The sequence below is a fragment of the Ornithinicoccus sp. genome, assembly GCF_057176825.1.
Window position 1 is genome coordinate 3,708,134 of the sequence record NZ_CM169976.1, and the last position, 26,126, is coordinate 3,734,259.

General features: G+C 72.2%; 23 protein-coding genes and 3 pseudogenes. 7 read left to right on the forward strand and 19 right to left on the reverse strand.

Going from position 1 to position 26,126, the window contains the following annotated elements:
* Positions 1–4: 4 nt before the first annotated feature.
* Entirely contained in the window at positions 5–550 is a 546-nt protein-coding gene (pyrE, locus tag AC1QRC_RS18440) for an orotate phosphoribosyltransferase (RefSeq protein WP_484204682.1), read from the reverse strand.
* A 107-nt stretch (positions 551–657) separates the two neighbouring features.
* Between pyrE and AC1QRC_RS18445 the strand changes: the two genes are divergently transcribed.
* Positions 658–1,533, forward strand: coding sequence for a DUF4328 domain-containing protein (locus AC1QRC_RS18445; protein ID WP_484204683.1), 876 nt, complete (start codon positions 658–660; stop codon positions 1,531–1,533).
* A 17-nt stretch (positions 1,534–1,550) separates the two neighbouring features.
* Entirely contained in the window at positions 1,551–2,486 is a 936-nt protein-coding gene (locus AC1QRC_RS18450; protein ID WP_484204684.1) for an LLM class F420-dependent oxidoreductase, read from the forward strand.
* A gap of 24 nt (positions 2,487–2,510) precedes the next feature.
* Here AC1QRC_RS18450 and AC1QRC_RS18455 read toward each other — a convergent pair whose 3' ends face one another.
* Together AC1QRC_RS18455 and AC1QRC_RS18460 are read right to left on the reverse strand one after the other, a co-directional pair.
* Positions 2,511–4,331, reverse strand: coding sequence for a S9 family peptidase (locus tag AC1QRC_RS18455; RefSeq protein WP_484204685.1), 1,821 nt, complete (start codon positions 4,329–4,331; stop codon positions 2,511–2,513).
* Between the two features lie 33 nt (positions 4,332–4,364).
* Positions 4,365–5,612 (reverse strand): aspartate aminotransferase family protein, encoded by a 1,248-nt coding sequence (locus tag AC1QRC_RS18460; protein WP_484204686.1) that lies wholly within the window; start codon positions 5,610–5,612, stop codon positions 4,365–4,367.
* Between the two features lie 73 nt (positions 5,613–5,685).
* On the opposite strand from AC1QRC_RS18460, the gene AC1QRC_RS18465 reads away from it, so the two are divergent.
* The gene (locus AC1QRC_RS18465) at positions 5,686–7,152 is read left to right on the forward strand and encodes an NAD-dependent succinate-semialdehyde dehydrogenase (protein ID WP_484204687.1); all 1,467 of its coding nucleotides are present in this window, start codon (positions 5,686–5,688) and stop codon (positions 7,150–7,152) included.
* Positions 7,153–7,318: 166 nt separating this feature from the next.
* Here the strand turns inward: AC1QRC_RS18465 and AC1QRC_RS18470 are convergent.
* From AC1QRC_RS18470 to AC1QRC_RS18510, 9 genes and pseudogenes are all read right to left on the reverse strand, one after another.
* Positions 7,319–8,621: pseudogene (locus AC1QRC_RS18470) on the reverse strand (ISL3 family transposase).
* 106 nt (positions 8,622–8,727) lie between these two features.
* Entirely contained in the window at positions 8,728–9,156 is a 429-nt protein-coding gene (locus tag AC1QRC_RS18475; RefSeq protein WP_484204688.1) for a hypothetical protein, read from the reverse strand.
* A 126-nt stretch (positions 9,157–9,282) separates the two neighbouring features.
* Positions 9,283–9,912: a hypothetical protein gene (locus tag AC1QRC_RS18480; RefSeq protein WP_484204689.1), complete on the reverse strand. Its 630-nt coding sequence runs from the start codon at positions 9,910–9,912 to the stop codon at positions 9,283–9,285.
* A gap of 134 nt (positions 9,913–10,046) precedes the next feature.
* Complete coding sequence (locus AC1QRC_RS18485; RefSeq protein WP_484204690.1) at positions 10,047–10,763, reverse strand: GntR family transcriptional regulator; 717 nt, start codon at positions 10,761–10,763, stop codon at positions 10,047–10,049.
* Complete coding sequence (locus AC1QRC_RS18490) at positions 10,760–11,494, reverse strand: maleate cis-trans isomerase family protein (protein ID WP_484204691.1); 735 nt, start codon at positions 11,492–11,494, stop codon at positions 10,760–10,762. The genes AC1QRC_RS18485 and AC1QRC_RS18490 overlap by 4 nt, the downstream gene beginning before the upstream one ends.
* Before the next feature lie 88 nt (positions 11,495–11,582).
* A complete protein-coding gene (locus tag AC1QRC_RS18495; RefSeq protein WP_484204692.1) occupies positions 11,583–12,776 on the reverse strand; it encodes a M20 family metallopeptidase in 1,194 nt (397 codons plus the stop codon).
* A 1-nt stretch (position 12,777) separates the two neighbouring features.
* A complete protein-coding gene (locus AC1QRC_RS18500; protein ID WP_484204693.1) occupies positions 12,778–13,992 on the reverse strand; it encodes an aminotransferase-like domain-containing protein in 1,215 nt (404 codons plus the stop codon).
* Between the two features lie 46 nt (positions 13,993–14,038).
* Positions 14,039–15,271, reverse strand: coding sequence for a M24 family metallopeptidase (locus AC1QRC_RS18505; protein WP_484204694.1), 1,233 nt, complete (start codon positions 15,269–15,271; stop codon positions 14,039–14,041).
* Positions 15,258–16,052: a maleate cis-trans isomerase family protein gene (locus tag AC1QRC_RS18510; RefSeq protein ID WP_484204695.1), complete on the reverse strand. Its 795-nt coding sequence runs from the start codon at positions 16,050–16,052 to the stop codon at positions 15,258–15,260. The genes AC1QRC_RS18505 and AC1QRC_RS18510 overlap by 14 nt, the downstream gene beginning before the upstream one ends.
* A gap of 63 nt (positions 16,053–16,115) precedes the next feature.
* On the opposite strand from AC1QRC_RS18510, the gene AC1QRC_RS18515 reads away from it, so the two are divergent.
* Genes AC1QRC_RS18515 through AC1QRC_RS18525 form a run of 3 tightly spaced genes read left to right on the forward strand, consistent with a single transcriptional unit; the run spans position 16,116 to position 19,020 of the window.
* Positions 16,116–17,105, forward strand: coding sequence for a D-2-hydroxyacid dehydrogenase (locus AC1QRC_RS18515; RefSeq protein ID WP_484204696.1), 990 nt, complete (start codon positions 16,116–16,118; stop codon positions 17,103–17,105).
* Entirely contained in the window at positions 17,102–18,520 is a 1,419-nt protein-coding gene (locus tag AC1QRC_RS18520; protein WP_484204697.1) for an amidase, read from the forward strand. Before AC1QRC_RS18515 ends, AC1QRC_RS18520 begins: the two co-directional genes overlap by 4 nt.
* The gene (locus tag AC1QRC_RS18525; protein WP_484204698.1) at positions 18,517–19,020 is read left to right on the forward strand and encodes a DUF3830 family protein; all 504 of its coding nucleotides are present in this window, start codon (positions 18,517–18,519) and stop codon (positions 19,018–19,020) included. The genes AC1QRC_RS18520 and AC1QRC_RS18525 overlap by 4 nt, the downstream gene beginning before the upstream one ends.
* A gap of 200 nt (positions 19,021–19,220) precedes the next feature.
* On the opposite strand, the gene AC1QRC_RS18530 is transcribed toward AC1QRC_RS18525, so the two are convergent.
* Together AC1QRC_RS18530 and AC1QRC_RS18535 are read right to left on the reverse strand one after the other, a co-directional pair.
* Positions 19,221–20,666, reverse strand: a complete 1,446-nt coding sequence (locus AC1QRC_RS18530) for a glycoside hydrolase family 15 protein (protein ID WP_484204699.1) — start codon at positions 20,664–20,666, stop codon at positions 19,221–19,223.
* A 4-nt stretch (positions 20,667–20,670) separates the two neighbouring features.
* Entirely contained in the window at positions 20,671–21,471 is an 801-nt protein-coding gene (locus AC1QRC_RS18535; RefSeq protein WP_484204700.1) for an SDR family NAD(P)-dependent oxidoreductase, read from the reverse strand.
* A 44-nt stretch (positions 21,472–21,515) separates the two neighbouring features.
* Between AC1QRC_RS18535 and AC1QRC_RS18540 the strand changes: the two genes are divergently transcribed.
* Positions 21,516–22,307, forward strand: coding sequence for an exodeoxyribonuclease III (locus AC1QRC_RS18540; RefSeq protein WP_484204701.1), 792 nt, complete (start codon positions 21,516–21,518; stop codon positions 22,305–22,307).
* A 6-nt stretch (positions 22,308–22,313) separates the two neighbouring features.
* Here the strand turns inward: AC1QRC_RS18540 and AC1QRC_RS18545 are convergent, their stop codons facing one another.
* The 5 genes and pseudogenes from AC1QRC_RS18545 to AC1QRC_RS18565 all read right to left on the reverse strand — a co-directional run bounded on the left by AC1QRC_RS18545 (position 22,314) and on the right by AC1QRC_RS18565 (position 26,123).
* On the reverse strand, positions 22,314–23,165 hold the full coding sequence (locus tag AC1QRC_RS18545; protein ID WP_484204702.1) for a PhzF family phenazine biosynthesis protein: 852 nt from the start codon (positions 23,163–23,165) through the stop codon (positions 22,314–22,316).
* 2 nt (positions 23,166–23,167) lie between these two features.
* Positions 23,168–23,467: an MFS transporter gene (locus AC1QRC_RS18550; protein ID WP_484206695.1), complete on the reverse strand. Its 300-nt coding sequence runs from the start codon at positions 23,465–23,467 to the stop codon at positions 23,168–23,170.
* 106 nt (positions 23,468–23,573) lie between these two features.
* A pseudogene (locus AC1QRC_RS18555) lies at positions 23,574–24,359 on the reverse strand (MFS transporter); the annotation flags it as partial.
* A gap of 59 nt (positions 24,360–24,418) precedes the next feature.
* Positions 24,419–25,001, reverse strand: a pseudogene (locus tag AC1QRC_RS18560) (HhH-GPD-type base excision DNA repair protein).
* Between the two features lie 15 nt (positions 25,002–25,016).
* Positions 25,017–26,123 carry a GNAT family N-acetyltransferase gene (locus tag AC1QRC_RS18565; RefSeq protein WP_484204703.1) on the reverse strand — a complete coding sequence of 369 codons (1,107 nt, stop codon included), beginning with the start codon at positions 26,121–26,123 and terminating at the stop codon, positions 25,017–25,019.
* Positions 26,124–26,126: the final 3 nt, after the last annotated feature.

Consider the following 26,126-nt stretch of genomic DNA (forward strand, 5'->3'; position numbering starts at 1 on the left):
CGTGTCAGGCCAGGTCCAGTTCAGCCAGTCCGTAGGCGGCCCGGTACTCGATGCCGCGATCGCGGACCTTCTCCTCGGCGCCGCTGGCGCGGTCCACGATGACAGCCACCGCGACCACCTCACCGCCGGCTTCGCGCACGGCCTCCACCGCGGTCAGGGGCGAGCCCCCCGTGGTGGAGGTGTCCTCCACGACCAGGACACGACGTCCCGCGACCGAGGGGCCCTCGATCCGCTGCTGCAGACCGTGCGCCTTCTCCGCCTTGCGCACGACGAAGGCGTCGAGCCGGTCCCCGGTCGCAGCCGCCGCGTGCAGCATCGCGGTCGCGACGGGGTCGGCGCCCATGGTGAGACCACCGACAGCGTCGACCTCGAGGTCGGCCACCAGGTCGCGCATCACCTGGCCGACCAGCGGGGCGGCCTCGCCGTCCAGGGTGATCCGTCGCAGGTCGACGTAGTAGTCGGCTTCCCTCCCCGACGACAGCGTTACCCGGCCGTGCACCACGGCCTGGGAGCGGATCAGGTCGAGCAGGCGGTCTCGTGCGTTCGTCACGACTGTGCAGCCTACCGAGCAGGGCGGCACTACGATGCTCCCGACCCCTTTTTCCAGGGACGCGCTCGCAGGGGGCGCGCCGCCGACCATCGTAGAGACGACCCGTCATGACACAACCGCCGTACGACCCGTTCGCCGCGCCGCCGCCGGGGGGCCCGTCGCCGTACCCACAGCAGCAGGCTGCCAGCGACCCGTGGCGCCCCAACACGGGCCTGTCCACTGCCCTGACGGTGCTGTTCTCCCTCATGGCGCTGGCCCTGGTCGTGAACACGATCGGGCTGCTCCGCCGATCCATCGTGATGTCGGACACCACCGACCTCGCCAGCATCTCCATCTCCGAGCTCGACAGCCTCGACCTGTTGGTCGGTGCGCCCGCGCTCCTCTACGTCCTGCTCATGCTGGTCACCATCCCCACCTTCATCGTGTGGCAGTTCCGCCACGCGAAGAACGCCCGCATCCTCGGGCAGAGCGACGGTCTCGGCCCTGGGTGGGCCATCGGCGGGTGGTTCATCCCGGTCGCCAATGCCGTGCTGCCCGCACTCCAGCTCCGGGGTGCCGACCGGTGGTCCTACCCGGCGGCCGCCCGCCCCGGGAAACCCTCCCCCCTGATCGTCCCGTGGCTGGCCTGCTTCGTCGTGGGGAACACCGTGGTCCAGATCGCCACGATGGGCGAGCCGGAGGAGTCCGAGGGAGTCAACGCCTACCGGGAGTGGATCGTCACCAGTGACCTGATCGAGGCCGGAGGCACCGTCCTGCTCATTGCCGCCGTGATCCTGGCCGTGCTCATGGTCCGGACCGTGACCACCCAGCAGGAGGCACAGCAGCCCGCCGCACAGGCACCCTGGGCGCAGGGCCAGCCCACGGCATACCCCTGGGGTCCGCCACCCCCGAACCAGGGCCAACAGTGGCCCGCACCCCCGCACCAGGGTCAGCAGTGGCCGCAGCCCCCGTACCAGGCCCCGCCGCCACCGCCGCACCCGTGAGTCCGCAGACTGGGTCCATGGACCTGCGGATCTTCACCGAGCCCCAACAGGGCGCCGACTACGAGGACCAGCTGCGGCTGGCGCGAACCGCCGAGGACTGCGGCTACGGGGCCTTCTTCCGCTCCGACCACTACCTGGCCATGGGGTCGGGGGACGGGATGCCGGGCCCGACCGACGCCTGGATCACCCTGGCCGGACTCGCGAGGGAGACCACCCGGATCCGACTGGGGACGCTCGTCAGCTCGGTGACCTTCCGCCATCCCGGGCCGACCGCGATCAGTGTCGCCCAGGTCGACCGAATGAGCGGTGGCCGGGTGGAGTTCGGACTCGGTGCCGGGTGGTTCGAGGCCGAGCACACGGCATACGGGATCCCCTTCGGCACGGTCGGCGAGCGGTTCGACGCGCTGGAGGACGCACTCACGGTGATCACCGGGATGTGGCGCACGCCGGAGGGCGAGACGTTCAGCCACACCGGCCCCACCCTGACCGTCACCGACTCCCCCGCGCTCCCCAAGCCGGCGCAGCGACCTGGCCCGCCGGTCGTGATCGGCGGGCAGGGTCGCCGGCGGACCCCGGCGCTGGCGGCCCGGTTCGCCGACGAGTTCAACGTGGCCTTCGCCGGGATCGAGGACTGCGCGGCCCAGTTCGCCCGCGTCGACCAGGCCTGTGCGGCGGTCGGCCGCGACCCGGCAACCATGGTGCGATCGGTGGCCCTGACCGCCTGCGTCGGCCAGGACGACGCCGAGGTGTCCCGGCGGGCGGCCGCGGTCGGGCGGGAGGTCGCGGAGCTGCGCAGCAACGGTCTCGCCGGCAGTCCCGCCGAGGTCGTGGACCGGATCGGCACCTGGCAGCAGGCCACCGGGATCACCCGGGTCTACCTGCAGCTGCTCGACCTGACGGACCTGGCACACGCCGAGCTCGTCGCCGCCGAGGTCATGCCGCAGCTGCGCTGAGCAGTCCCCGGACGCGGCGCCAGGTCAGCGACCGAGGTGGGTGCGCAGGAACCGCAGCGCCGCCGGGTAGGCATCGAGCTTGTTGGCCCGCTTGGCCAGCCCGTGCCCCTCGTCGCGGTAGACGCGCAGGTCACACGGGACGCCCCGGCCGTCCAGCGCCGCCTTGATCTGCTCCGCCTCCGAGAGGGGGACGCGCGGGTCGTTGGCGCCGTGGATCACGAACAGCGGCGCCACGATCTGGTCCAGGTAGGTGATGGGCGAGGCCTTCTCGAGGAACTCCCGGTCCCGCTCCAGCGACCCGTACTCCCGCTCCCGGTAGGCACGCCGGTAGTCCGAGGTGTTCTCCAGGAAGGTCACCAGGGAGCTCATCCCGACGATGTCCACCCCCGCCGCCCACAGGTCGGGCTGCATCGAGACGCCGGCGAGGACCATGTAGCCGCCGTACGACCCACCCCACAGCGCCGCCCGGTCCGGGTCCAGGCCCTGGCTCGGCAGCCAGTTGTGCAGCGCGCGCAGGTCCTCGACCGAGTCCAGCCGCAGGTCGACGTCGTCCAGGCTCACCCACCGCTTGCCGTAGCCGTTGGAGCCGCGCACATTGGGCACCAGCACGGTGAGACCGGCCGCCGCGAGCGCCTGGATCACCGGGTGGAACACCTGGTGGGCCGCTGACTCCGGCCCGCCGTGCACGTGCAGCACCGAGGCCCCGGCGAGCGTCGGGTCCGCCCCCGCCGCCGGGGCATAGACGAAGCACGGGATCTGCTCGCCGTCCGGGGTCGGCACCCGGTGCACGGTGGGGCTGGCCAGGGTGCCGGCCAGCGCCGGCTCCAACTCGGCGGCCGAGGACACCACCGGATGCGCGGCACCGGTCCGGGCGTCGACGAGGTGGACGACACCGGGCTCGGTGGGGGCGGTCACCGTCGCGACGAATCGACTCGAGTCGGCCGACCACACCACGTCCGGGATGCCCCGGACGCCGAGGTCCACCCGGTGCCGCAGGGTGCCGTCGACCTCGTGGACGGCAAGGTCCATCGCGCCGTCCACCAGCGTCCCCACCGCCATGGCGGTCGCGTCCGGGGAGACCCAGCAGGCCAGGTCGTGGTCCTCGTCGGCGACCAGCTCGGTCCACTCGTGACCGTCGGCGCTCACCCGCCAGATCGCGGTGAACTCCTGGCCGTGGTTGCTGGCCAGCAGCAACGCCTCGTCGGCTCCGGCCCACGCCACGTGGTGGTGGGCGGCCAGTTCGTCGGGGTCGGTGACCAGGCCGTCCCCGACCGCTGCGGGCCCGACCAGCTCGACCACGGTCGACGCGGGGCGCAGGCTCAGCCGGGTGACGGCGGCGCTGCGCCGGTCGTGCGAGACGGCGACCGCCCCGACATACCCGCCGCGGTCGTAGACCACGGACTCGGCGTCGGTCGCCAGGTCGCGGACGATGACGTCCATGTCGACGCCGTTGCGCCGGTTGGTCGAGTAGGTGAGGGTGGCCCCGTCCACGTCCTGGAGGACATGCATGTATGCCGTGTCCCGCACCAGCGGCGTCAGGTCCTCCAACCCGGCCGGCCCCTGTCGCTCGGCCGCCAGGTCCAGCAGCGACAGCTGCATGTTCTCGTCCCCACCCTGGTCGTGCTGCACCACCACCTGCCGGCGGCCCGGCAGGTAGCGGCCGGCGCACTTGCCGGGGAGGTCGGTGAGTGGGGTCCGCGTGCCGTCCGGCGCGACCTCGAGGAGCTGGGTGCTGCCCAGCTCGTCGTGCCCGGCCAGGACCCGGCCCTCCTCGTCGACGTCGAAGCCGACCCAGGTGCGGATGCCGAGCAGGGCGGCAACGGTGTCCGAGACGTGGGAAGTCATCCCGCCACCTTAGGCACGGGCCAGCGGACGCCCTCAGACGGCCCCGACGACCTCCTGCCAGACACCGACGGCCTCGTCGACCTGGGCCTCGTCGACGACGAGCGCGGGGATGAACCGGACGACCTGACCCCAGGCGCCGCAGGTGAGCAGCAGCAGGCCGCGGCGGGCCGCCTCCTGCTGGGCCGCCGCGGCGGCGGCGCCGTCGGGGTTGCCGTCGGCGTCCCGGAACTCATTGCCGAGCATCAGGCCGAGGCCCCGCACGTCGGTGATCCGCTCGTCGCCGGCGGCGACCTTCTCCAGGCCGGCGCGCAACTGGTCGCCGCGCGCGGCGGCGTTCTCCACCAGGCCCTCCTCCTGGATGACGTCCAGGGTGGCGATGGCGGCGGCGCAGGCGACGGCGTTCGCGCCGTAGGTGCCGCCCTGCGAGCCCGGCCAGGCCTTGCTCATCAGTTCGTCCGAGGCGGCGATCCCGGACAGCGGGAACCCCGAGGCCAGGCCCTTCGCGGTGACCACGACGTCCGGCTTGCCGTCGAAGTGGTCGTGCCCCCAGAACTTCCCGGTGCGGCCGAACCCGGTCTGCACCTCGTCGATGATCAGCAGGATCCCGTGCTTGTCCGCCCGCTCCCGCAGGCCTGCCAGGAACTCGGCGTTGGCCGGCACATAGCCGCCCTCGCCCAGGACCGGCTCGACCAGGAAGGCCGCGGTGTCGGCCGGGGCGCTGACGGTCTGCAGCGTGTAGTCGAGCTGGGCCAGCGCGAACGCCGTGGCCTCCTCCTGGCTCCAGCCGAAGTGGGTGGGGTCGGGGAACGGGGAGATCGCGACCCCGGCCATGAGCGGGGAGAAGCCGGAGCGGAACTTGGTGCCGGATGTCGTCAGCGAGGCCGCGGCCACCGTGCGTCCGTGGAAGCCGCCGTGGAAGACCACGATGTTAGGTCGCCCGGTGGCCTGTCGCACCAGGCGCAGCGAGGCCTCGATCGCCTCGGAGCCGGAGTTGGCGAAGAACACCCGGTCCAGCCCGGCCGGCAGCACCTCCCCCAGCCGCTCGGTCAGCGTGAGCAGCGGACGGTGCATCACGGTGGTGTACTGCGCGTGGATGATCTTGGCGACCTGCTCCTGGGCCGCGGCCACCACGGCCGGGTGGGCGTGCCCCGTGCTGGTCACCCCGATCCCGGCGGTGAAGTCCAGGTAGCGGCGGTCGTCCTCGTCGAAGATGAGCGCTCCCTCGCCACGTGCTGCAATGACTCCTGTGGCCTGCTTCAGAACCGGTGACAACGTCGCCACTTCGGGCCTCCCTTTTGGTAGATTGTCGACAATCAGCCTAGCCCACCCGATGCCCGTTGAGGAGTAGTGCGCCGTGAGCGATTCCAGCCAGTCCGTGGTGCAGGACGCACCGAAGCAGCTGTTCATCGACGGGCGGTGGTCCGACGCTGCGGGTGGTGCCACCTTCGCGGTGGTCAACCCGGCGACCGGGCAGGAGATCTGCCAGGTCGCCGATGCCTCGCCCGAGGACGCGCGCCGGGCCCTGGACGCCGCCGTCGCGGCGCAGCCCGCGTTCGCCAGGACGACCCCGATGCAGCGCCACGAGATCCTCATGACGGCCTTCCGGCTGCTCCACGAGCGGATCGACGACCTGGCCCTGCTGATGACGACCGAGATGGGCAAGCCGCTGGCCGAGGCGCGGGGGGAGATCACCTACGCGGCCGAGTTCCTGCGCCACTTCGCGGGGGAGGCGCTGCGGATCGACGGCGGCTACCAGTCGGCCCCCCAGGGCAATGCCCGCTTCCTGGTGGCCAGGCAGCCGGTCGGGCCCTGCCTGCTGATCACGCCGTGGAACTTCCCGATGGCGATGGGCACCCGCAAGATCGGCCCCGCGATCGCGGCCGGGTGCACGAGCGTGATCAAGCCGGCGCACCAGACGCCACTGTCGATGCTGGCGTTCGTGGACATCCTGCGCGAGGCCGGGCTGCCCGACGGCGTCGTCAACTGCGTGACCGCCACCGACTCCGGCGGCACCATGGAGCCGCTGATCCGCTCCGGCCTGGCCCGCAAGCTCTCGTTCACCGGCTCGACCAGGGTCGGCAAGATCCTGCTCGAGCAGTGCGCTGACAAGGTGCTGCGCACCTCGATGGAGCTGGGTGGCAACGCGCCCTTCCTGGTGTTCGAGGACGCCGACCTGGACGAGGCGGTCGCCGGCGCGCTGGCGGCCAAGATGCGCAACATGGGTGAGGCGTGCACCGCCGCCAACCGGATCTACGTGCACGAGTCGGTCATCGAGGAGTTCGGCTCCCGGTTGGCCCAGAAGATGGGCGCGCTCACGGTCGGCGACGGTGCCCAGGACGGCACCGACGTCGGCCCCCTCATCGACGAGGCTGGCCTGGAGAAGGTGACCACCCTGGTGGCCGACGCCGTGGACCGCGGCGCCACCGTCCTCACCGGAGGCGAGGCGGTCGACGGGCCCGGCTTCTTCTACCGGCCCACGGTGCTGACCGGGGTGCCCACCGACGCCCGCATGTCGGGCGAGGAGATCTTCGGCCCGGTCGCGCCCCTCACGCCGTTCCGCACGGAGGAGGAGGCCCTCGCCCTGGCCAACGACACGCCATACGGTCTCGTCTCCTACGTCTACACCAACGACCTGCGGCGCGCGCTGCGGATGGCCGAGTCCATCGAGAGCGGCATGGTCGGTCTCAACCAGGGCGTCGTGTCCAACCCCTACGCCCCGTTCGGCGGGATGAAGGAGTCCGGCCTGGGCAGGGAGGGTGGCTCGGTCGGGATCGACGAGTTCCTGGAGACCAAGTACATCGGCATCGCGATGCCGCAGTGACTGGTCAGGGCTCTACAATCCATCGTTCGAGACGATCCACCAACGACTCCCCGGGGCGGGGTCCCGACACCGCCGGAGCCTCAGTCAGTCCGGCGTCGAGACTCGCCTGCGCCGACGAGTACGTCAGTCGCTCACCATTCGGAAAGAGAAAACTGGCTCTTCGCATTTAGGGGTGTAGTTGGGGTCTGAACCCGCCGGCCTCGAGCAGTGCGCGGGCGATGTAGTTGGTCAGGTTGCGGAACCCGAGGGCCGAGCCACGCAGGTGCTCAAGTCGACCGTTGATCGCTTCGGTGGGCCCGTTGCTGGTGCGCGGCCGGTCGAAGTAGGTCAGGACGTCCTCGGCGCGGCGAGACAGGGTCCGCCCGAGCCGACGCAGCTCGGCCAGACCGGGCGGGACGCCTTGGCGGACAGCGTCGATCACCGACCGCATTTCCTGACGACCTTGGCGGGGATCGGGGTGCCGGTAGGCCGCGACCATCCGCTGGTAGATCCCCCAGGTCGCCTCGACCGCGACGTGCTCCTCAACGGCGAACAGCTTCTCCAGGCGCGCGGTCTGTTTCTCGGTGAGCAGGTCGGCGCCGGTGTGCAGGGTCCGCCTGGCGGAGTAGAGCGGGTCGCTCTTGCGGCCGCGGTGCCCGCGGGTCTGTTGCTGGACCCGGCGGCGGGTCTCATCCATCGCCTCCCCGGCTAGCTGGATCACGTGGAAGGGGTCCATCACCGCGACGGCCTCGGGGAGCTCCTCGGTCGTGGCGGTCTTGAATCCGCTGAAGCCATCCATCGCGACGACTTGGATGTTGTCGCGCCAGGCCTGGTCACGCTCGTCCAGCCAGGTCTTGAACGCCTTCTTGCTGCGGCCTTCGACCATGTCCAGCAGCCGCGCCGGCCCGGTGCCGTCACGGACCGGGGTGAGGTCGATGATGACGGTGACGAACTTGTCGCCCTTGCGGGTGTGCCGCCAACAGTGTTCGTCGACCCCGAGGACCTGGACGCCGTCGAGACGGTGCGGGGTCGTTGATCAGGACCCTCCTGCCCTCGGCCAGGACCGCGTCGTTGGCTGCGTGCCAGGACACGCCCAGCCCGTCGGCGACGCGGGCCATGGGCAGGTGAGCGACCACGATCCCGACCAGTGCCCACCGCAGCCCGCCCCGGGAGATCTTCGCCCGCGGCGGCGCCGCCGCGGTGGTGTCCTGACGCCACACATGGCCGCACTCCGCGCACCGATACCGACGGACGGTGATCAGCAGGGTCGTGGGGCGCCACCCGAACGGTTCGTGCGCCAACCGCCTGGTCACGGTGTCGCGGGCTATGCCTTGGCAGCCGCACCGCTTGCACCAGTCATCCGGCTCCACGACCCGACACGCCAGCACAGCACGATCAGGCTCGAGCAACTGGCCAGTGACCTCCAGCCCGAGGCCGTCCAGGCGGGCGAAGGTGGTCAGGTCGGAGCGCGTGAAGGTAGCGTCGGGCACGTCGAGGTCTTCCGGATGGGCGGTGTGAGAACTCCCATCATCGGAAGGCCTCGACCCTCAACCCGGCACCGACGCGCCCGCCCCAGGACCCACCACAACTACACCCTCATCTGCGAAGAGCCAGAAAACTCTCGGCACCCGCAGGCAAGACACCGAGCAGGGTGAGACTTTGCTCTCCCTCGAGATCGACGTCGTCCGCCATGGCGATGACGTACTCCTGGCCCAACTCCATGCGCAGGTCCCCTTCCTCGACGGCCCCTGCGGTCACGTCCCCTGAGCGAACGTAGCCTGGGAACGTGTAGACGTCGAGATCCTGCCCCTGCTCCACCTTCGTTATCGCGTCTGGATGCACCCACAGGACACCGTCTACTCGAACGGTAACGTCCCTCCCTATCTGAACCTCATTCGGTCCCCACGAGGATGTATTCTTCTCACTCTCGTCGAGAACGTCGACCTTGAGCAGATACGAGCCCCACGCAAGCACGTCATCCGGCGACTCCACGATGGCAATGCGACTCCCCTGCTCCAGCACCATGACTTCATCGCTGGTCGCGGTAGCGCGTTCGCTTCCCGCGTGATTGTTGGCGCTGCCGCACCCTGGCAGTAACAACGCCAGTGAGCATGCAACCACTGAGTTCGAGAACCTTGGCATGCTCACACCTCAGTATGCAGAATTGATCTGGTGGGTGTTGTGTGGCCCTGGGAAACGCATGTCTCCTGTCAGCGGCGCCGTTCGCATACATCCCAGGGCGGCGCTTTGATTGTTCTGCACCGGGACTGCATCAGCGCCATGGAGCAAGCCCATCGAGTGGCCAGCCTCATGGCAGACGACCGCCTTGGCCAGGTTGTAGGTCCCGTCATAGACGTCAGGACGAATTCGAAGTTGGTAGGCATTGCATCGGAGTACGTTCGTCGCAGCCTTCAGGCAATCCGTGTTTCCCAGTGTCGTTGTCCCCGCGAGAGCGGCATCGGGCCACGTGTGAATGTCCGTCTCCAAGTATGACAGTTCACTCTCCTGAACCGTATTGATGTCCGTATAGTCGCCCCACACCTTCATTGCTGAGATCGCGCCGCTACGGAAGGTCGCACTGGATCCACCCGCCATGAACCAGGAGTGCGTGACGTTATCGGCGCGGCAGACATCCCACCGGGGTGTGCCTGCTCGACAATCTGGCTGTCCTGTGTTGCGGTACATATTGTCGACTCCGTGATCGCCTTGCGCGGCAGTAGTCGGTCCGACCAGGACGAGGACCACAAGAACCACTGTCAGCACCTTGGACGAGGTAGTCATGGTCGATGGTTCCATCCCCCCCGGCGGGTCAAGATCGCTCGCGACTCACCTCGAGTGCACTCGAGGGGGCCGCGTACGTCAGCTGAAGGCGTGCTCGCGTCACCGCGGTCCAGGTGGTGGACCCGGGTCTGCATTCAGGCGCCGGACCCCGCCTGGTCGGCGAGGGTGCGCTCGCTCAGCTCGACGAGCTCGGCCACCGCGTCGGCCATGTGCCGCACGAGGAGCTCGTCCAGCCGCTGGCCGTCGCCGTCACGCAGGGCCTGGGCGATGGCGCGGTGCTCGCGGACGCGCTCCTTGTCGTTCTCGTAGGTGCCCCCGAGGGCATGTATGCAGATCCGCGCCTCGGTGGCCTGCGTCCGGTGGATCCGGCGCAATCGTTCGCTCCCGGTGAGCTCCACGAGTCGGACGTGGAAGGCGATGTCGGCCTCGGCCACGCCGTGGGAGTCGCCCGCCTCGGCCGCCTCCTCCATCTCCTCGACCGCGTGGTCCAGCGCGTCCGCCACCGCGACGCGGTCACCGCGCAGCAGCAGCGCCGCGGCGCACCGCTCGATGGCCTCCCGGGCCAGATACATGTCGCGGACGTTCTGCGGCGTCAGGTCCACCACGAACAGGCCGCGGTTGCGGATCGAGGTCAGCAGCCCCTCCTGGGTGAGTCGCTGCAACCCCTCGCGCAGCGGGCCGCGGCTCACCCCGAGCTGGCGGGCGAGCTCGGCCTCGTGCAGCTGGCTCCCGGGCGGGAAGTCCCCGCGGGCGATGGCCTCGCGCACCCGGTCCGCGATGCGCATCGGGGTGGACTGCTGGACCAACGGCTCCAGCGGCGTGGTGGGCGTCGCCACCGGCCGGCCGCTCACCAGGCCACCCGGGGACGGAACAGCGCGCCCAGCCCAGGAAGGTCCTCGGGCACACCGGCGTCGGTCAGCCCGCACCCCTCCCAGACCGTCACCTGGTTGGCGGTGAGCACCGGCATACCGACCAGTTCCTCGAGGTGCTCGATCCACGCCAGCGTGTGCATCGCGGTGTCCGGGACCAGCACCGCCTCGGCCCCCTCCCGGTCGGCGCCGGCGACGATCGCCGCGACCTGATCACGACCCAGGGTGCCGACCTCGGCGGCGGTGACGATGCCGTGGCTGCCCATCGACGTGACCTTGAGCCCCCCGCGCTGCAGGAACGCCACGAAGTGCTCGGCGACGTCCTGGGGGTAGGAGGCAGCGACCGCGACCCGCCGCACGCCCAGCGCGTGGGCGGCGTTGACGAACGCGATCGAGGTGGAGGAGACCGGCAGGCCCGTCGCGCCGGCCAGCTGGTCGACCTGCTCCCGCGCCCCGTCCCACCCGAAGACGAAGGACCCCGACGTGCAGGCCCACATGAGCGCGTCGGGGGCGTGCTCGTCCACGAGGGTGCGCGCCCCGGCGAGCAGCCGGTCCGGACCGCCGAGATCGAGCAGCGCGTCCACCCGGTGGGCGTCCTCCCCCACCGAGGTGTGCACCAACGGCAGCCGGATCCGGTCCCCGAGGCGGGCCTCCAGGGCGGCGAAGTCGTCCTCGGCGCTGTGCCCGGGGTACAGCAGTCCCACCGTGGCCATCAGGACCCCTTCCGGTCGAAGATTGTCGACAATAGTAGGCCCCCGGGCGACTGGAGGGCATGACGCACGCGCTCCCGCCATTGCGCCGTCACTGGCCGAGCAGTCGCAGCGCGGTGAGGGCGTAGGTGCGGGCGGCGACGAGGAGCTCGTCGACGCCCACCGACTCGTCGGGGCGGTGCGCCTGGTCCGCGACCGAACCGGGCCCGAGCACGACGACCGGCACGCCCGCGTCCCGGGCCACGAAGCCGCCGTCGCACGCGGCAGTCCAGCCGGCGAGCGGGAGGCCCGGTCCGCCCGCGGCAGCGAGCGAGCCGTCGACGGCGCGCACCAGCTCGTGGTCGGCGGGGGTCTCGAAGCCGGGCATGTCCATCGGCATGGTGACCTCCAGCTCCAACCCGCGCGCCGCGAGGTCGAGGGCGCCGAGCCGGCGGCGCACCGCCGCGAGCACCTCGACCGGGTCCTCGTCCGGCAGCAACCGGCGGTCCGCCGAGACGTGGCAGCGGGCGGGGACGGTCGAGCCGCCGCTGCCCCCGGTCACGACCCCGACGCTCCAGGTCGCCGGCCCGACCAGCGGGTGCGCGTCGGGGGCCAGCTCGTGGTGCCACTGCTCCAGCTCCCGGATGACGGCGGCGGCGCCGTAGATGGCGTTGCGCCCGTCGTCGGGGTTGCCGGCGTGGGCGGCCAGCCCCTCGACGTCGATCTCCACATAGGAGGCGCCGCGCGCCGCGATGATCACCTGCAGGTCGGTCGGCTCGGCCACGACGCACCCGGCGAACCGGAGCCGGTCGGGGTCGCGCACATAGTCCCGCGCACCCAGGCACAGCATCTCCTCGTCGACGACCGCGGCCAGCTCCACGGGCCCGGAGAGCGTCACCCCGGCGCGGCGCACCGCGTCCATCGCCACGACGCAGGCCGCCAGACCCCCGAGCATGTCCGTCGAGCCGCGGCCATAGATGCGCCCGTCCCGCAGCTCGCCACCGAACGGGTCGACCGTCCACCCCTCGCCCAGCGGCACCACGTCGGTGTGCCCGAGCAGCAGCAGGCCGGGGGCGTCACCGCCGGGGAGGACCGCGCTCACGTTCGGCCGGCCCGGCGCCACCTCGGTGAGCTCCACGCCCAGGCCGCGCTCACGGCATACGGACGCCAGGAGCTGGGCGCGGGCCTGCTCCTCCCCCGGCGGGTTCGTCCCCGGCACCCGCACCAGCGCCTGCGTCAGCGCGGTGAGGTCCGCGGTGTCGATGAGGTCCAGGACCGCCTGCTCGCGCGGGCTCGGGCCGTCCAACTCAGCCCTCCTGCTGTTGCCGGTCGACCGCGGCGCGCAGTCGTCGCACGCCCTCGCGGATCCGGTCCGGCGGGGTGGAGGCGAAGCACAGCCGCAGCGCGTCGGGGAAGCGGCCCTCGGCGGAGAAGGCGTTGCCGGGGATGTAGGCCACGCCCTCGGCGAGCGCGATCTTGAACAGCGCCTCGGTGTCGATCGCCGGGTCGAAGGTGACCCACAGGAAGAAGCCGCCCTCGGGGTCGGTCCACCGGGCGATGTCGCCGAAGTGCTCGGCGAGCGCCTCCTGCATGGCCTCCTTGCGCTTGCGGTACTGCACCCGCTGGGTGGCCAGGTGCTCCTGCAGGTAGCCGCCCCGCAGGAAGCCGGCGACGAGCCGCTGCAGCGGCAGGTTGGTGCAGGTGTCCATCGCCTGCTTGGCGTTGATGAGCAGCTGCTGCAGACCCGGGTCGGCGTCGACCCAGCCGACCCGCAGGCCCGGGGCGATGATCTTGGAGAAGGTGCGCACCGAGAACACCAGCGGGCTCCCCGCGGCCAGCTCGTGCAGCGTCGGCAACTCCTCCCCCGCGAAGCGCAGCATCCCGTAGGGGTCGTCGTCGATGACCACGCTGCCCCACTCCTCGGCGAGCTCCAGCAGCTCGCGGCGCCGGGCCAGCGACAGCGTCGCGCCCGAGGGGTTCTGGAAGGTGGGGATCGTGTAGATCACCTTCGGGCGGCGCCCGGAGCGGGCCGCCTCCTCCCGGAGGTACTCCACGACCATGCCCTCGTGGTCGACGGGGACCTCCAGCAGCTGCGCCTGGTAGGACAGCGCGGTGGCGCTGCCGTTGGTGTAGGTCGGGGACTCCACCGCCACCAGGTCGCCGGGGTCGACGAAGAGCTTGAACCCCAGGTCCAGGCCCTGCATGCCGCCGGCCGTGATGGTCAGGCGCTCGGGGGTCGTGGCGTCGCTGGTGCCCTCGAGCGTCTCCAGCAGCGCGGCGCGCAGCGGCGGGTCGCCCTCGGTGGCGGCGTAGTCGTAGGCGTCCGCGGCCGTCACGCCCAGCGCCTCCTGCCCCACCCGCGCCAGCGCCTCGGTCGGGATGGCCTCGCGGGCGGGACTGCCCATCGCGAACCGCACGATGTCGTGCGTCTGGCTCGCGAGCAGGGACGTGCTGGAGTCGATCACCGACCCGACCAGGTCCGCCGTGCGGCTCGCCAGGGGGAGGGTGGGCTGGGTGGTCATGGGGATGGCCTCTCGTCGGGTGTCTCGGTCGCTCGTATGTCGAAGGTCAGGTCTTGATGACCAGTTCCTGTGGGAGGGGTGCCAGTCGCTCGGGTCCGTCCTCGCCGACCAGGACCGGCTCGGACAGCTCGTAGCCCCAGCCGTCCATCCACATCCCGAGGATGACGTGGAAGGCCATCCCGGGCTGGATCAGGGTCAGGTCCTCGGCCCGCAGGCTGATGGTGCGCTCCCCCCAGTCGGGCGGGTAGCCGATGCCGATGGAATAGCCGACCCGGGACTCCTTGACGTAGCCGTGGCGACCGATCGTCTCGGCGAACGCGGCCTGCACCTGCCGTCCGGTCGACCCGGGGCGCAGCAGCGCCAGGGCGGCCTGCAACCCCTCGGTGACCGCAGCGGCGCACCGGCGCAACTCCTGCGGTGGCGGGCCAAGGCTGACCGTGCGGGCCAGCGGCACGTGGTAGCGGTGGTAGACCCCGGCCAGCTCGATGGTGGTCGCCTCGCCCTGACGCAGCGGCAGGTCACTCCAGGTCAGGTGCGGGGTGCCCGCGGTCTCCCCGGTCGGCAGCATCGGCACGATGGCCGGGTAGTCGCCACCGAGCTTGCGCGCCCCGAGGGCCTGGGCGTACTGGATGTGGGCGACGACGTCGCACTGCCTGCGGCCGGGCTCGACGTGGTCCAGGGCGATCTGCATCACCGTCTGCGCGATCTCCCCGGCCACCCGCATCTTGTCCTGCTCCAGCGGGGACTTCACGATCCGCACCCAGTTGACCAGCTCCAGGCTGTCCACCAGCTCGGCGCGCTGCAGCCGGTCCCGCAACGCCAGGTAGCTGCGGGCGGAGAAGAAGTGCGCGTCCGTCTCGGCGGCGACCCGGGAGCCGCGGGTGTCCTCCAGGACCCCGACCTCCAGCGCCTTCTCGGCGATCCAGTCGAACGGGTGCACGTCGGGGCGGTGCACCAGCTCCTCGGGGTAGCCGTGGATCAGGTCGGTCGACAGGTATGCCGTGTAGTGGGCACCCTGGGCGTCCATCGACCGCATGAACAGTTGCGGTTCGCCGTCCGCGGGGACGATGAGGCACTGCGGGGTGTAGAAGGACCAGGCGTTGTAACCGGTCAGGTAGTAGAGGTTGGCGGGGTCGGCCACCACGAGGGCCGACAGTTCCCGGCGTGCCATCGACTCCTGCACCCGGGCCAGCCGCTCGCGGTACTCCCGCACCGGGAAGGGGCGGGACTCAAGCTTCTCCCACTCGACGAGGACGCCCGTGCGGTCAACCACGGACATCCGGTCCTCCCGTCAGGCCGTGCCCGGAGACCGAGCGCCGGCGGCGCCGTCCGCCCAGCAGCGCCTGGCCGGGGCCCTTGGCCCGCAGCCCCATGCGGGCCATGGCCGCCCACATGGTGACCTGGTTCGCGGTGAGCACGGGGACCCCGAGCTCGGCCTCCAGCGGCGCGATCAGGTCGTAGCACATCAGGTTGGTGCAGGAGACGAAGACGGCGTCGCAGGCGTTGACGGCCGCTGCCCGCACCAGCGCGACCGTCTCCTCGGCGGGCACCCGCCAGATCTCGCCGGACAGACCAAAGGAGGCGACGCCGGTCACCTCGACGCCGGCCTCGGCAAGGAACGCCTCCAGGCGCAGGGTGATCCCCTCGTCATACGGCGTGGCGACCGCCAGCCGCCGCACCCCGAGGTGGCGCAGCGCCTCGACGAGGGACCCGCTCGTGGTCACGGCGGCCGGGGCCCCCGCGTGCAGCATCGCCTCCACCAGGGACCGCTCCCCCTCCAGGCCGGCCACGAAGCTGCCCGAGGTGCAGCCGTAGGCCACGACCTGCGGGCCGGGGACCAACAGCTCCCGGGTACAGGCGGCCACCATCTCGGTGTCCGACACCACGAGCGCCTGGTCCACGGTGACCGGCAGTGCGGCATACGGCGTGCGGGTGATCATCAGGGTGGCCCCCCTGGGCACCCAGCGCCAGAGTTCCCGGTCCAGCGCGAAGTCGTAGGGCACCACGACACCCGCCGCGGGACCCGCGGCGGAGGTGGCGCTCAGACGATGAGTGGTCATGAGGCATGGTGCCTCACCGGAGAGATTGTTGACAATAAGACACACGGTTCCTACGTTGGCACCGTGACCGACGACCGGCCGGTACTGGCTGTCCTGTGCGCCGAGACCTCCGACGCCCCACCCTTCCTGGACGAGGTGGAGGACCGCGTCCAGGTGCGGCTCACCGATGCCGCGGGTCTCGCCGGGGCGCTCCCGGGGGCGGACGCGCTGTTCCTGTGGGACTTCTTCTCCGGTGCGCTGCGGGACGCCTGGGACGCGGCCGACCGGCTGCGCTGGATCCACGTCGCGGCCGCCGGGGTGGACACCCTGCTCTTCGAGGAGCTGCGCAGCTCCGACGTCGTGGTCACCAACGCCCACGGCACCTTCGACCGACCGATCGCCGAGTACGTGCTCGGCGCCGTGCTGGCCCACGCCAAGCTGGTGCACGAGAGCCACGACCTGCAGCGGCAGCGCACCTGGCAGCACCGCGAGTCCCGCAGCGTCCGGGGCTCCCGGGCGATGGTCGTCGGCACCGGCGGCATCGGCCGCGAGATCGCCCGGCTCCTCGCGGCCGTGGGGGTGCAGGTGCGCGGGGCGGGCAGCCGCGCCCGCGACGGGGACCCGGACTTCGGGCAGGTGGTGGACAGCGCCGAGCTGGCCGCCCACGTCGGCGACGTCGACTACCTGGTCAACGCCGCCCCGCTGACGGCGGCCACGACGGGGCTGATCGACGCCACCGTGCTGGCGGCGCTCCCCGACCACGCCCACTTGATCAACATCGGCCGCGGCCCCACGGTGGTCGAGGACGACCTGGTCGCCGCGCTGCGCGCGGGCCGGTTGGACGGCGCCACGCTGGACGTCTTCGCCACCGAGCCGCTGCCACCGGACTCGCCACTGTGGGACGCGCCCGGCGTGGTGGTGACCGCGCACATGTCCGGGGACGTGCTCGGCTGGCGCGAGACCCTGGCCCGCCAGTTCGTGGACAACGCCCGCCGCTGGCTCGACGACGTGCCGCTGGTCAACGTCGTCGACAAGGAACGGGGCTACGTGCACCGGGACGGAGGCGCCCGATGAGCGACCTGTCGCTGCTCACCGCGACCGAGTTGGCCCGCGGGTTTGCCGAGGGCGCGTTCACCCCGGTCGAGGCCACCGAGGCGGCGCTGGCCGCGGTCGCGGAGCGCAACGGGCCGGTCAACGCCATGCTCTTCGTCGACGAGGAGTCCGCCCTGGCCGCCGCGCGCGAGTCGACCACCCGCTGGGCCGAGGGCACGGCGCTCGGGCCGGCTGACGGCATACCGACCGCCATCAAGGACCTCGTGCTGACCCGGGGCTGGCCCACCCTGCGCGCGAGCACCCTGATCCCCGACACCGGGCCGTGGGACGTCGACTCGCCCGCGACGGCGCGGCTGCGCGAGGGCGGTGCGGTGCTATTCGGCAAGACCACGACGCCGGAGTTCGGTTGGAAGGGCGTCACCGACTCGATCCGCCACGGCGCCACCGGCAACCCGTGGGACGCGGGCCTGACCTCCGGCGGCTCCAGCGGCGGCTCGGCCACGGCCGTGGCGCTGGGGATGGGGCCGTGGTCGGTCGGCACGGACGGTGGCGGCTCGGTGCGCATCCCCGCCGCGTTCACCGGCACGGTCGCGCTCAAGCCGACCTTCGGGCAGGTCCCGATCTTCCCGCCGAGCCCCTACGGCACGCTGTCGCACGCCGGGCCGATGACCCGCACCGTGCGCGACGCCGCCGTGATGATGGACCTGCTGACGCTGCCGGACAGCCGGGACTGGCACGCGCTGGCCCCGCCCGCGGGCTCGTATGCCGACGGGCTGGACGACGGCGTGGCCGGGCTGCGGATCGCCTGGTCCCCCACCCTCGGCTACGGCACCAACGACCCGGAGGTCGAGGCCGCCGTCACCGCCGCCGTGCAGGTGCTGGCGGACGCCGGGGCACACGTGGAGCAGCTCGACCCCGGCTTCGAGGACCCCGTCGAGGCGTTCCACGTGCTGTGGTTCGCCGGCGCCGCCAAGGTCGTCGAGCAGTACGGGCCGGACGCGCTGGAGCAGATCGACCCGGGGCTGGCGGCGGCGATCCGCCAGTACGGGCTCGGCGCGAGCGCCTCGGACTACCTGGACGCCACCGCGGTCCGGATGGACCTCGGGGTGCGGATGGGCGCCTTCCACGAGGAGTGGGACCTGTTGCTCACCCCGACGATGCCGATCCCCGCCTTCGAGGTGGGTCGGCCGGCACCACAGGGCTGGCCCTCGGACCTGTGGACCTCGTGGACGCCCTACACCTACCCGTTCAACATGACCCAGCAGCCGGCGCTCAGCGTGCCGTGCGGGTTCACCGGCGACGGCCGCCCGGTCGGTCTGCAGGTCATCGGGCCGCGTCACGCCGACGCGCTGGTACTGCGTGCCGGCCACACCTACCAGGAGCGCACCGACTGGCACCGCCGCGTGCCGCCGCTCGCGACCACGGAGGAGCCATGAGCCGCTTCATCACGATCGGTCTGCAGTCCCGGGGCGTAACCGCCCGCGCCCGCCTCCTGGACGACGCCGCGCCGCGCACCTGCGCCGCGGTGTGGGAGGCGCTGCCGCTGGGCGGGCAGGTCTACCACGGCAAGTACGCCCGCAACGAGATCTACACGTTGCTCGAGACCTTCAGCCAGCGCGACCCCGGGAAGGAGAACACCACGATCACCCCGATCCCCGGTGACGTCTGCTGGTTCACCTTCTCCGGCGACGATCTCGGCAACCCGGCCTACGGCTACGAGACCGAGGACGAGCACCGGCAGCAGGGCGCCATCATCGACCTCGCCGTGTTCTACGGGCGCAACAACCTGCTCATCAACGGCGACCAGGGCTGGGTCCCCGGCAACGTCTTCGCCACCATCACCGAGGGCCTGGACGAGCTCGCCGCCGCCTGCCAGGACATCTGGATGGGCGGTGCCCGCGGCGAGTCCCTCACCTTCGCCCGCGCCACCCCCTAACTCGACCGGACGCACGACCTGGCGGCCCTACGAGCCCACCGGACGCATGACCTGGCGGCCCTACGAGCCCACCGGACGCATGACCTGGCGGCCCTACGAGCCCACCGGACGCATGACCTGGCGGCCCACCCCACTCAGAAACCGCCACATGACGCGTCCGGACCCCCTCAATGACCGCCACATGACGCGTCCGGACCCCCTCAAGAACCGCCACATGGCGCGTCCGGTCGAGAAGAGGGAGAGGAGGCGGGGGCGGCGGCCAGCTCGTCGAGCGAGATGAGTACCAACGCCGACGTCCAGGCCAGGGGTGCCACGGCGGCGGGCTCGCCGTCGAAGAGCACCTTCTCCGGCAGCGAGCCGGCGTCGGTGCGGTGGGCGTCGAGCCAGTCCAGCCACGCTGTGGCACCCGAGGAGTCCCCGGACGAGGCGGCGGCGAGCGCCTGCAGCGCGGTCTGCGGGGTCCACGAGATCCCGTCGCGCCGCCACCCCGCACCGGGGGCCACACCCCCGGCGGGGCGCTCCATCTCGGGCACCGCGGCGAGCCGCGCGGCATCGGCGCCGGCCACCGGGCAGCGGGTGAAGGGCTCCAGCAGGAAGGTCACCGCGGCGTCGGGCCGGCCACCCGCGTGCCGCGGGAAGTCGGGCCCGAACTCGGCCACGATGGCCGCCCGCAACTCCGAGGCACGCCCCTCCAACGACGTGGAGTCCACGCCCGCCTCCGCCCAGGCCACCGGGTCGATGAGCCCGTCGGCCGCCAGCTCCGCCGCCGACTCCAGCCCGACGAGCGAGGTCGCCGCGATCCCCAGCGTCAGCCGGCGTTCGCTCACCTCCCAGTAGTCCGGCGACGGCCGCGGCAGCCCGGTCGCCGGGTCGAGCTGCTCCAGCAGACGGGCCGTCGAGCGCGTCACGAGCGGCGTCAGCGTGGTCGCGACCGACTCCCGGGTGTCCGCCCCCTCGACGTCGAGCACCTCCCGCGCCGCCCACAGGCTCCACCCCGGCCCGTCCTCCTGCAGTCCCCGCCCGTCGGGGACCGGCCCGGAGCCGTCGGGCAGATACCGGGCGTGCATGCTGCCGTCGTCCGCCTGCTGCGCCTGCAGGAACTGCAGCAGCGCCAGCGCCTCCTGCCGGTGGCCGGTGCGGGCGTAGGCCACGGCCACAAACGCCGCGTCCCGCGGCCACACGTAGTCCCACTCGCGCCACCCGGCGGCCAGCACGGCACCCGGGTCGGACCCGGGCGGCTCGGTCAGCGCGCGCAGGTCGAGCAGGGCCCTCCGGGCCATGTCCTCGTATGCCGTGTCCTCCCCGGGCAGGCTGCCTCGCGTCAACCAGAGGTGGTCTGCGGTGGCCCGCGCCGTGGCGGCGCCCACGCCGAGGGAGAGGTCCTCGGTGCCCGGCCCGGCGGGCGCGGCGAGCACCCGCGCCGATCCGACCAGGTCGTCCTGCACGGCCTCCCACCGTTCCCGGGGCAGCGTGACGACCGAGCCGTCGGCGCCGCGCACCACGGTGGCCTGGTAGAGCGGGTAGGCGGCGTGCTCGCTGCGCCAGAACTGTGCGGCGAGCACGCCGCCCAGCAGGAGCGCGGCCACGACGAGCATGACGACGTGCACCCGCACCCGGCGCCGGGTGCCGGTGGATCGTGGGGTCACCCGGTCAACCCGCAGAGCCCGCCACCTGCCGGTCCTCGGACCGGCGCCGTTGGGCCAGGGCACCGGAGGCAGCGCGCACGGCGGAGCGCGGCAGCACCCGCAGCGCGGCAGTCAGCGTGCGGTACTGCCAGGACGGGACGGAGACGACCTTGCCGGCAGCGACGTCGTCCAGGGCCCGCGCCACGACGGCGGGGGCGTCCAGCCAGAGCAGGTCCGGCAGCGCGGACATGTTCATCCGGGCCCGGTCGTGGAACTCGGTGTGCACGAATCCGGGGCACAGCGCGGTGACCGTCACCCCGGTGCCGGACAGTTCGGTCGCCAGCGCCTCGGAGAACACCGTCACCCACGACTTCACGGCCGAGTAGGTGCCCATCACGGCGAACGAGGCCACCGAGGACACGTTGACGATCGCGCCCCGGCCGCGCCCCCGCATACTCCCGGCGGCGGCGTGGCTGAGCACCAGGACGGCACGCGCCATCACCTCGAGTGCCCGCTCCTCGTCGGCGACCTCGCCCGAGACGAACCCGCGCCGGAGCCCGAATCCGGCGTTGTTGACGAGCAGGTCGACCGGTCGCGCGGCGTCGGCGATGCGGTCGGCCACCCGCTGCACCTGGTCCCGGTCCGCCAGGTCGGCAGGCAGCACCTCCACCGTCGCGCCATGGGCGGCCCGCAGTTCCCCGGCGAAGGCGTCGAGTCGCTCCCGGTCGCGGGCCACGAGCACCAGGCCGTGGCCCCGTGCCGCCAACTGTCGGGCGAACTCGGCGCCGAGACCTGCGGACGCCCCGGTGATCAGTGCGGTGGCCATGCCCGGAATCCTACGTGTCGGTAGCCCCTCCTAGGGTGGGGCAGGTGCGCATCGCAACCTGGAACGTCAACAGCATCCGCGCCCGGGTCGACCGGGTGACCGCCTTCCTGGAGCGGCACGACGTCGACGTGCTCGCCATCCAGGAGACCAAGTGCCGCGACGACCAGTTCCCGCACCTGCCCTTCGAGGCGCTCGGCTACCAGGTCGCGCACGTGGGCCACAACCAGTGGAACGGCGTGGCCCTCGCCTCCCGGGTGGGGCTGGAGGACGTCCGGGTGGGGTTCGACGGGATGCCGGGGTGGGGTGAGCCGGTCGCCGCAGAGGCCCGCGCGCTGTCAGCCGTATGCCGTGGGGTCCGGTTGGTCTCGCTCTACGTCCCCAACGGGCGCAGCCTGGACGACCCGCACATGGTCTACAAGCTGGACTGGTTGGCCCGGTTGCGGGATGCCGCCCACGGCTGGCTGGGGGCCGACCCGCAGGCCCAGGTGGCCCTGATGGGCGACTGGAATATCGCGCCGCAGGACGAGGACGTCTGGTCGATGGAGTACTACCTCGACAAGAGTCACGTCAGCCCGCCCGAGCGGGCCGCGTTCCAGGCCGTCCTGGACGCCGGCTACACCGACGTGGTCCGCCCGCACGCCCCCGGGCCGGGCACCTACACCTACTGGGACTACACCCAACTGCGGTTCCCCAAACGGCAGGGCATGCGCATCGACTTCGCGCTGGCCACACCGGCGCTGGCGGAGCGGGTCGTGCACGCCGAGATCGACCGGGAGGAGCGCAAGGGCAAGGGCGCGTCCGACCATGCCCCGGTGCTCGTCGACCTGTCGGACTGACCCGACTCAGACCTCGATCGGGGTGGCCGACCCGGAGACCCGCACCCATTGATCACCGCCGACCAGGTCGACCAGCAGCAGGCTCGGCCGCCCCATGTCGACGCCCTGGTGCAGCGTGAGCCGGACATCGCGGTCGCCGGGGACGGCGCCCTGCGCGCGCAGATAGCCGGCGAAGGCGGCGGCCGCGGCCCCCGTCGCGGGGTCCTCCACGACCCCGCCGATCGGGAACGGGTTGCGCACGTGGAAGACGGTCGCGGCTTCCCGCCAGGCCAGGTTCACCGAGATCAGTCCCAGGCGGGTCGTCAGGTCCTTCAGCGCCTCGAAGTCGTAGTCCAGGTCGGCCAGCCGGGCTCTGGTGGCCGCGGCGAGCACGAGGTGGTCGTTGCCGCCGTAGGCGATGGCCGGTGGCAGGGCGGAGTCGAGGTCGTCCCGCTCCCAGCGCAGGGTGGTGAGCACCTCGTCGACCACCTCGTCCGACACCTCCCGGGTGGCCGTCTCGACGCTGGTCAACGTGGCGCGCAGGGTGCCGTCGTCGTCGGAGACGGTCACGGGGACGGGCCCCACCGGAGTGTGGAACACCAGGTCACCCGGTCCGGACCGTTCGGCCAGCGCCACGGCCGTGGCCACCGTCGCGTGTCCGCAGAAGGCCACCTCGGCCAGCGGACTGAAGTAGCGAACGGAGAACTCCCGGTCCGACCCTCCGGGCCGGACGAAAGCGGTCTCGGAGTAGCCCACCCCGGCGGCGATGGCGAGCATCTGCCGATCGTCGAGGCCCGAGGCGTCGAGGACGACGCCTGCCGGGTTACCCCCGTCCGGTCCGTCGGGGAAGGCCGAGTAGCGCAGCACGTCGGTGTCCATACCTAGGGCCAAGCCGGGGACGGGCGCCGACTATTCCGGGACGGCCCTTCCCGCCGCCCGCGGCGGACCAGTGCCAGCGGCAGCGTGGCGAGGGAGAAGCCGGCGGCCACCAGCAGGGCGGTCGAGAAGGAGGTGCCGGCCGCGACCATGCCGACGACGACCGACCCCAGCCCGGTGCCGGCGTCGAAGCCGATGTTCCACACCGCGCTGGCCTGCCCGTAGTGGCGCCGGGTGACCGCCTGGAAGGCCACCACCAGCGTGAGGTTCTGCAGCGCCCCGTAGGCGACGCCGACCAGCAGCATGCCGACGAGCAGGCCGGCGGCGACGGTGGCGAGCGGGATCCCGGACCGCCCAGGCCAGCACGGCCATCCCCGCCACGGTCGTGAGGACCAACGGCCAGATGAACGGCTGGGCACCGTGCCGGTCCGCCAGCGCCCCAACTTTCCACCGGGTGAGAGCGGCACTGACGTTGAGCACCATCAGCCCCACGAAGGTCAGGGACGCGCTGGAACTCATCTGGGCGGTGAAGGTCAGCAGTGCCCCACCGGCCAGGGTGACCCCGAGCAGCAGCGCCATCGGCCGCAGCAGCGCGACCCACGGCACGGACTCGCCGGTGTCCTCCGCCTCGGGGGCCTGCCGCAGGACGTGGGCCAGCGCCCAGGCCGGGACGACCCCGAGCAGGGGCAGCGCCCCGACGGCGAAGACCACCCAGAAGCCCGCCGTCTCGGCGACCCACGGGGCCGCGGGCAGCAGCACCACCTGCGCCCCGGCGATCGCCAGTCCGTAGGCCCCGACGGCACGACCGCGCTGGCCGGCCGGCACCAGCTCCGCCACGGCGGCGCTCCCGGTGACGGTGAGCACCCCGAACCCGAGTCCGCGGACCGCCGACAGCGCCAGGATGGTGGTGAGCCCGTCGTCCAGCATCAGCAGCAGGGACGGCAGCCCCAACAGCACCATCCCCGCGGCCAGGACCGGGCCCCAGCCGAAGCGCCGCAGGGCACCCGGCACGAACGGCTGGGTCAGCACGGTGAAGAGCATGAGCACCCCGTTGACCAGGCCGGCCCCGCCCTCCCCGGCGCCCCCGTGCACCGCCCACAGCGGCGCGACCGGCAGCAGTGCGGCATACCCGGCGAAGCCCAGGACCGTCATCCCGAGCAGCGCCGGCACCCCTGGGGCGCGCCACACCGAACTCATCCGGTGGACGCTACCCCTCCCGCGCCCCCCGGACCCCGCGGGGTCCGGCGAGCGAGGTGTCAGCCCTTGGCGGCCTTCGCGGCGGCCTTCTTCTCCTGCTTGTAGGCGCGCACGGCCTTCAGCGACGCCTCGTCGACGACGTCGGCGATCGACATGGTCACGCCGTCCTTGCCGTAGTCGCCGGCGGCCTCCCGCCACCCGGTCGCGGGCAGTGCGAACTGCTTGCCCAGGAGGGCCAGGAAGATCCGGGCCTTCTGGTCGCCGAAGCCGGGCAGCGCTTTGAGTCGCCTGAGCACCTCGCGTCCGTCGGGGTCACCGTCGGTCCAGATGGCCGCGGCGTCCCCGCCGTAGGTCGCCGGCCACCTCGGCGGCCAGGTCGTGGATCCGCTGCCCCATCGACTTGGGGAAGCGGTGCACGGCCGGCGGCGTCGCGCACACGGCGATGAAGTCGTCGGGGTCCATCGCCGCGATCTGCCCCGGGTCGACGCCACCCAGCCGCTCGTCGAGCTTGCGCGGCCCGGAGAAGGCCACCTCCATCGGGATCTGCTGGTCCAGCAGCATGCCGACCAGCACGGCGAACGGGTTCTCGGCGAGCAGCCGGTCCGCGTCGGCGTCCCCGGCCAGGTGCAGTTGCGCAGTCATGACCTCGATCCTGCCTCACAGGCCGGTCAGCTGCCACCCGCCCTCGGCGCTGCGGTCGGTGAACCCGAGCGCCTCGTTGATCGCGAGCATGTGCGCGTTCTCGGTGGCGTTCCAGGTGTGCACCCGCTCGACCGCCGGAGCCTCCCGCGCCAGCGCGGCCAGGTTCACCGCCTTGACCAGCATCCCCAGCCGGTGCCCGCGGTGCTCCCCGTGGACCAGGGTGTCCTCCTGGTAGGCGACCCGCGGCTTGTCACCCGGGACCTCGAGCACGGTGAACGCCGCCAGCGTCCCGGAGGGCACGTGGCGCGCCACGGTGGTGAGCCGGAGCCGCCCCATCTCGGCCGCCACCCGGTCACCCTCGGCGACGCGCTGGGCGTCCCAGTCCTCCGGCTCCAGCTCGAGGTCGCCGGAGGGCACGTCGGTGCTCATCCGGGCCATCAGGTCGGCCATGCCGGTCCGCAACTCCTCCGGGGTGGGACCGACCCAGCTCAGCACCTCGTATGCCGATCCGGCGGCCGCGCGCGCCCGCTCCGCCTGGTCGGTGGCCCCGGGGAGGGCCTGTGCGAGGTCCAGCACGCTGTGCCGTTCCACCTGTTCCAGCTCGAACCCGAGCTCGACCAGGGTCGTCGCGAGCAGGTCCGGCGTCAGTCGACCGGCGCCGGTCCGGGGCACCAGCGGCTCACCCTCCCCGGTGAGCGGGTGCGACATCCAGACCTGGGCGGTGCGACGACCCGCCGCGGCGAGCTGCCTGCGGGCCTCGTCCCACAACAGCGTCAGCACCTCCGGGAGGTCGACGTCCGGGTCGACGCCGAAGTCGCCCTCGGCCAGCGTCGTGTTGTCCTTCAGCGGCATCCCGAAGTAGGCCCCGCCGACCACGCGCTCGCCGTCCAGCGCCACGACGAGCAGCTTGCGGCGGTAGCCCTGCGCCGCGAACGCGACCTCGGTCGCGCGCGGGGAGTCGGCCAGGTCGTCGTCGCCGAACGTGGCCACGCAGTGCCGCCGGTAGGCCTCCGCGAAGCCCCCGATCAGGGGCGAGGGCGGCTCACCCGCGGTGGGCGCGGGCACGGTCACGACGGCATACGGCATACCCCCGATGGTCCTGCCCGCGGGGACCTGGGACAACTG

Bases quoted from the DNA above. Each gene is read 5' to 3' on its own strand.
- AC1QRC_RS18525 (WP_484204698.1), top strand. From the start codon at position 18,517: ATGAGCCGCTTCATCACGATCGGTCTGCAGTCCCGGGGCGTAACCGCC.
- AC1QRC_RS18520 (WP_484204697.1), top strand. From the start codon at position 17,102: ATGAGCGACCTGTCGCTGCTCACCGCGACCGAGTTGGCCCGCGGGTTT.
- AC1QRC_RS18490 (WP_484204691.1), bottom strand. From the start codon at position 11,494: ATGGCCACGGTGGGACTGCTGTACCCCGGGCACAGCGCCGAGGACGAC.
- AC1QRC_RS18510 (WP_484204695.1), bottom strand. From the start codon at position 16,052: ATGACCACTCATCGTCTGAGCGCCACCTCCGCCGCGGGTCCCGCGGCG.
- AC1QRC_RS18550 (WP_484206695.1), bottom strand. From the start codon at position 23,467: ATGCTGCTGGTCGGCGTCGCCTACGGGGCGCTGCAGAACCTCACGCTG.
- AC1QRC_RS18450 (WP_484204684.1), top strand. From the start codon at position 1,551: ATGGACCTGCGGATCTTCACCGAGCCCCAACAGGGCGCCGACTACGAG.
- AC1QRC_RS18535 (WP_484204700.1), bottom strand. From the start codon at position 21,471: ATGGCCACCGCACTGATCACCGGGGCGTCCGCAGGTCTCGGCGCCGAG.
- AC1QRC_RS18475 (WP_484204688.1), bottom strand. From the start codon at position 9,156: ATGGTGCTGGAGCAGGGGAGTCGCATTGCCATCGTGGAGTCGCCGGAT.
- AC1QRC_RS18445 (WP_484204683.1), top strand. From the start codon at position 658: ATGACACAACCGCCGTACGACCCGTTCGCCGCGCCGCCGCCGGGGGGC.
- AC1QRC_RS18545 (WP_484204702.1), bottom strand. From the start codon at position 23,165: ATGGACACCGACGTGCTGCGCTACTCGGCCTTCCCCGACGGACCGGAC.
- AC1QRC_RS18455 (WP_484204685.1), bottom strand. From the start codon at position 4,331: ATGACTTCCCACGTCTCGGACACCGTTGCCGCCCTGCTCGGCATCCGC.
- AC1QRC_RS18505 (WP_484204694.1), bottom strand. From the start codon at position 15,271: ATGTCCGTGGTTGACCGCACGGGCGTCCTCGTCGAGTGGGAGAAGCTT.
- AC1QRC_RS18500 (WP_484204693.1), bottom strand. From the start codon at position 13,992: ATGACCACCCAGCCCACCCTCCCCCTGGCGAGCCGCACGGCGGACCTG.
- AC1QRC_RS18480 (WP_484204689.1), bottom strand. From the start codon at position 9,912: ATGACTACCTCGTCCAAGGTGCTGACAGTGGTTCTTGTGGTCCTCGTC.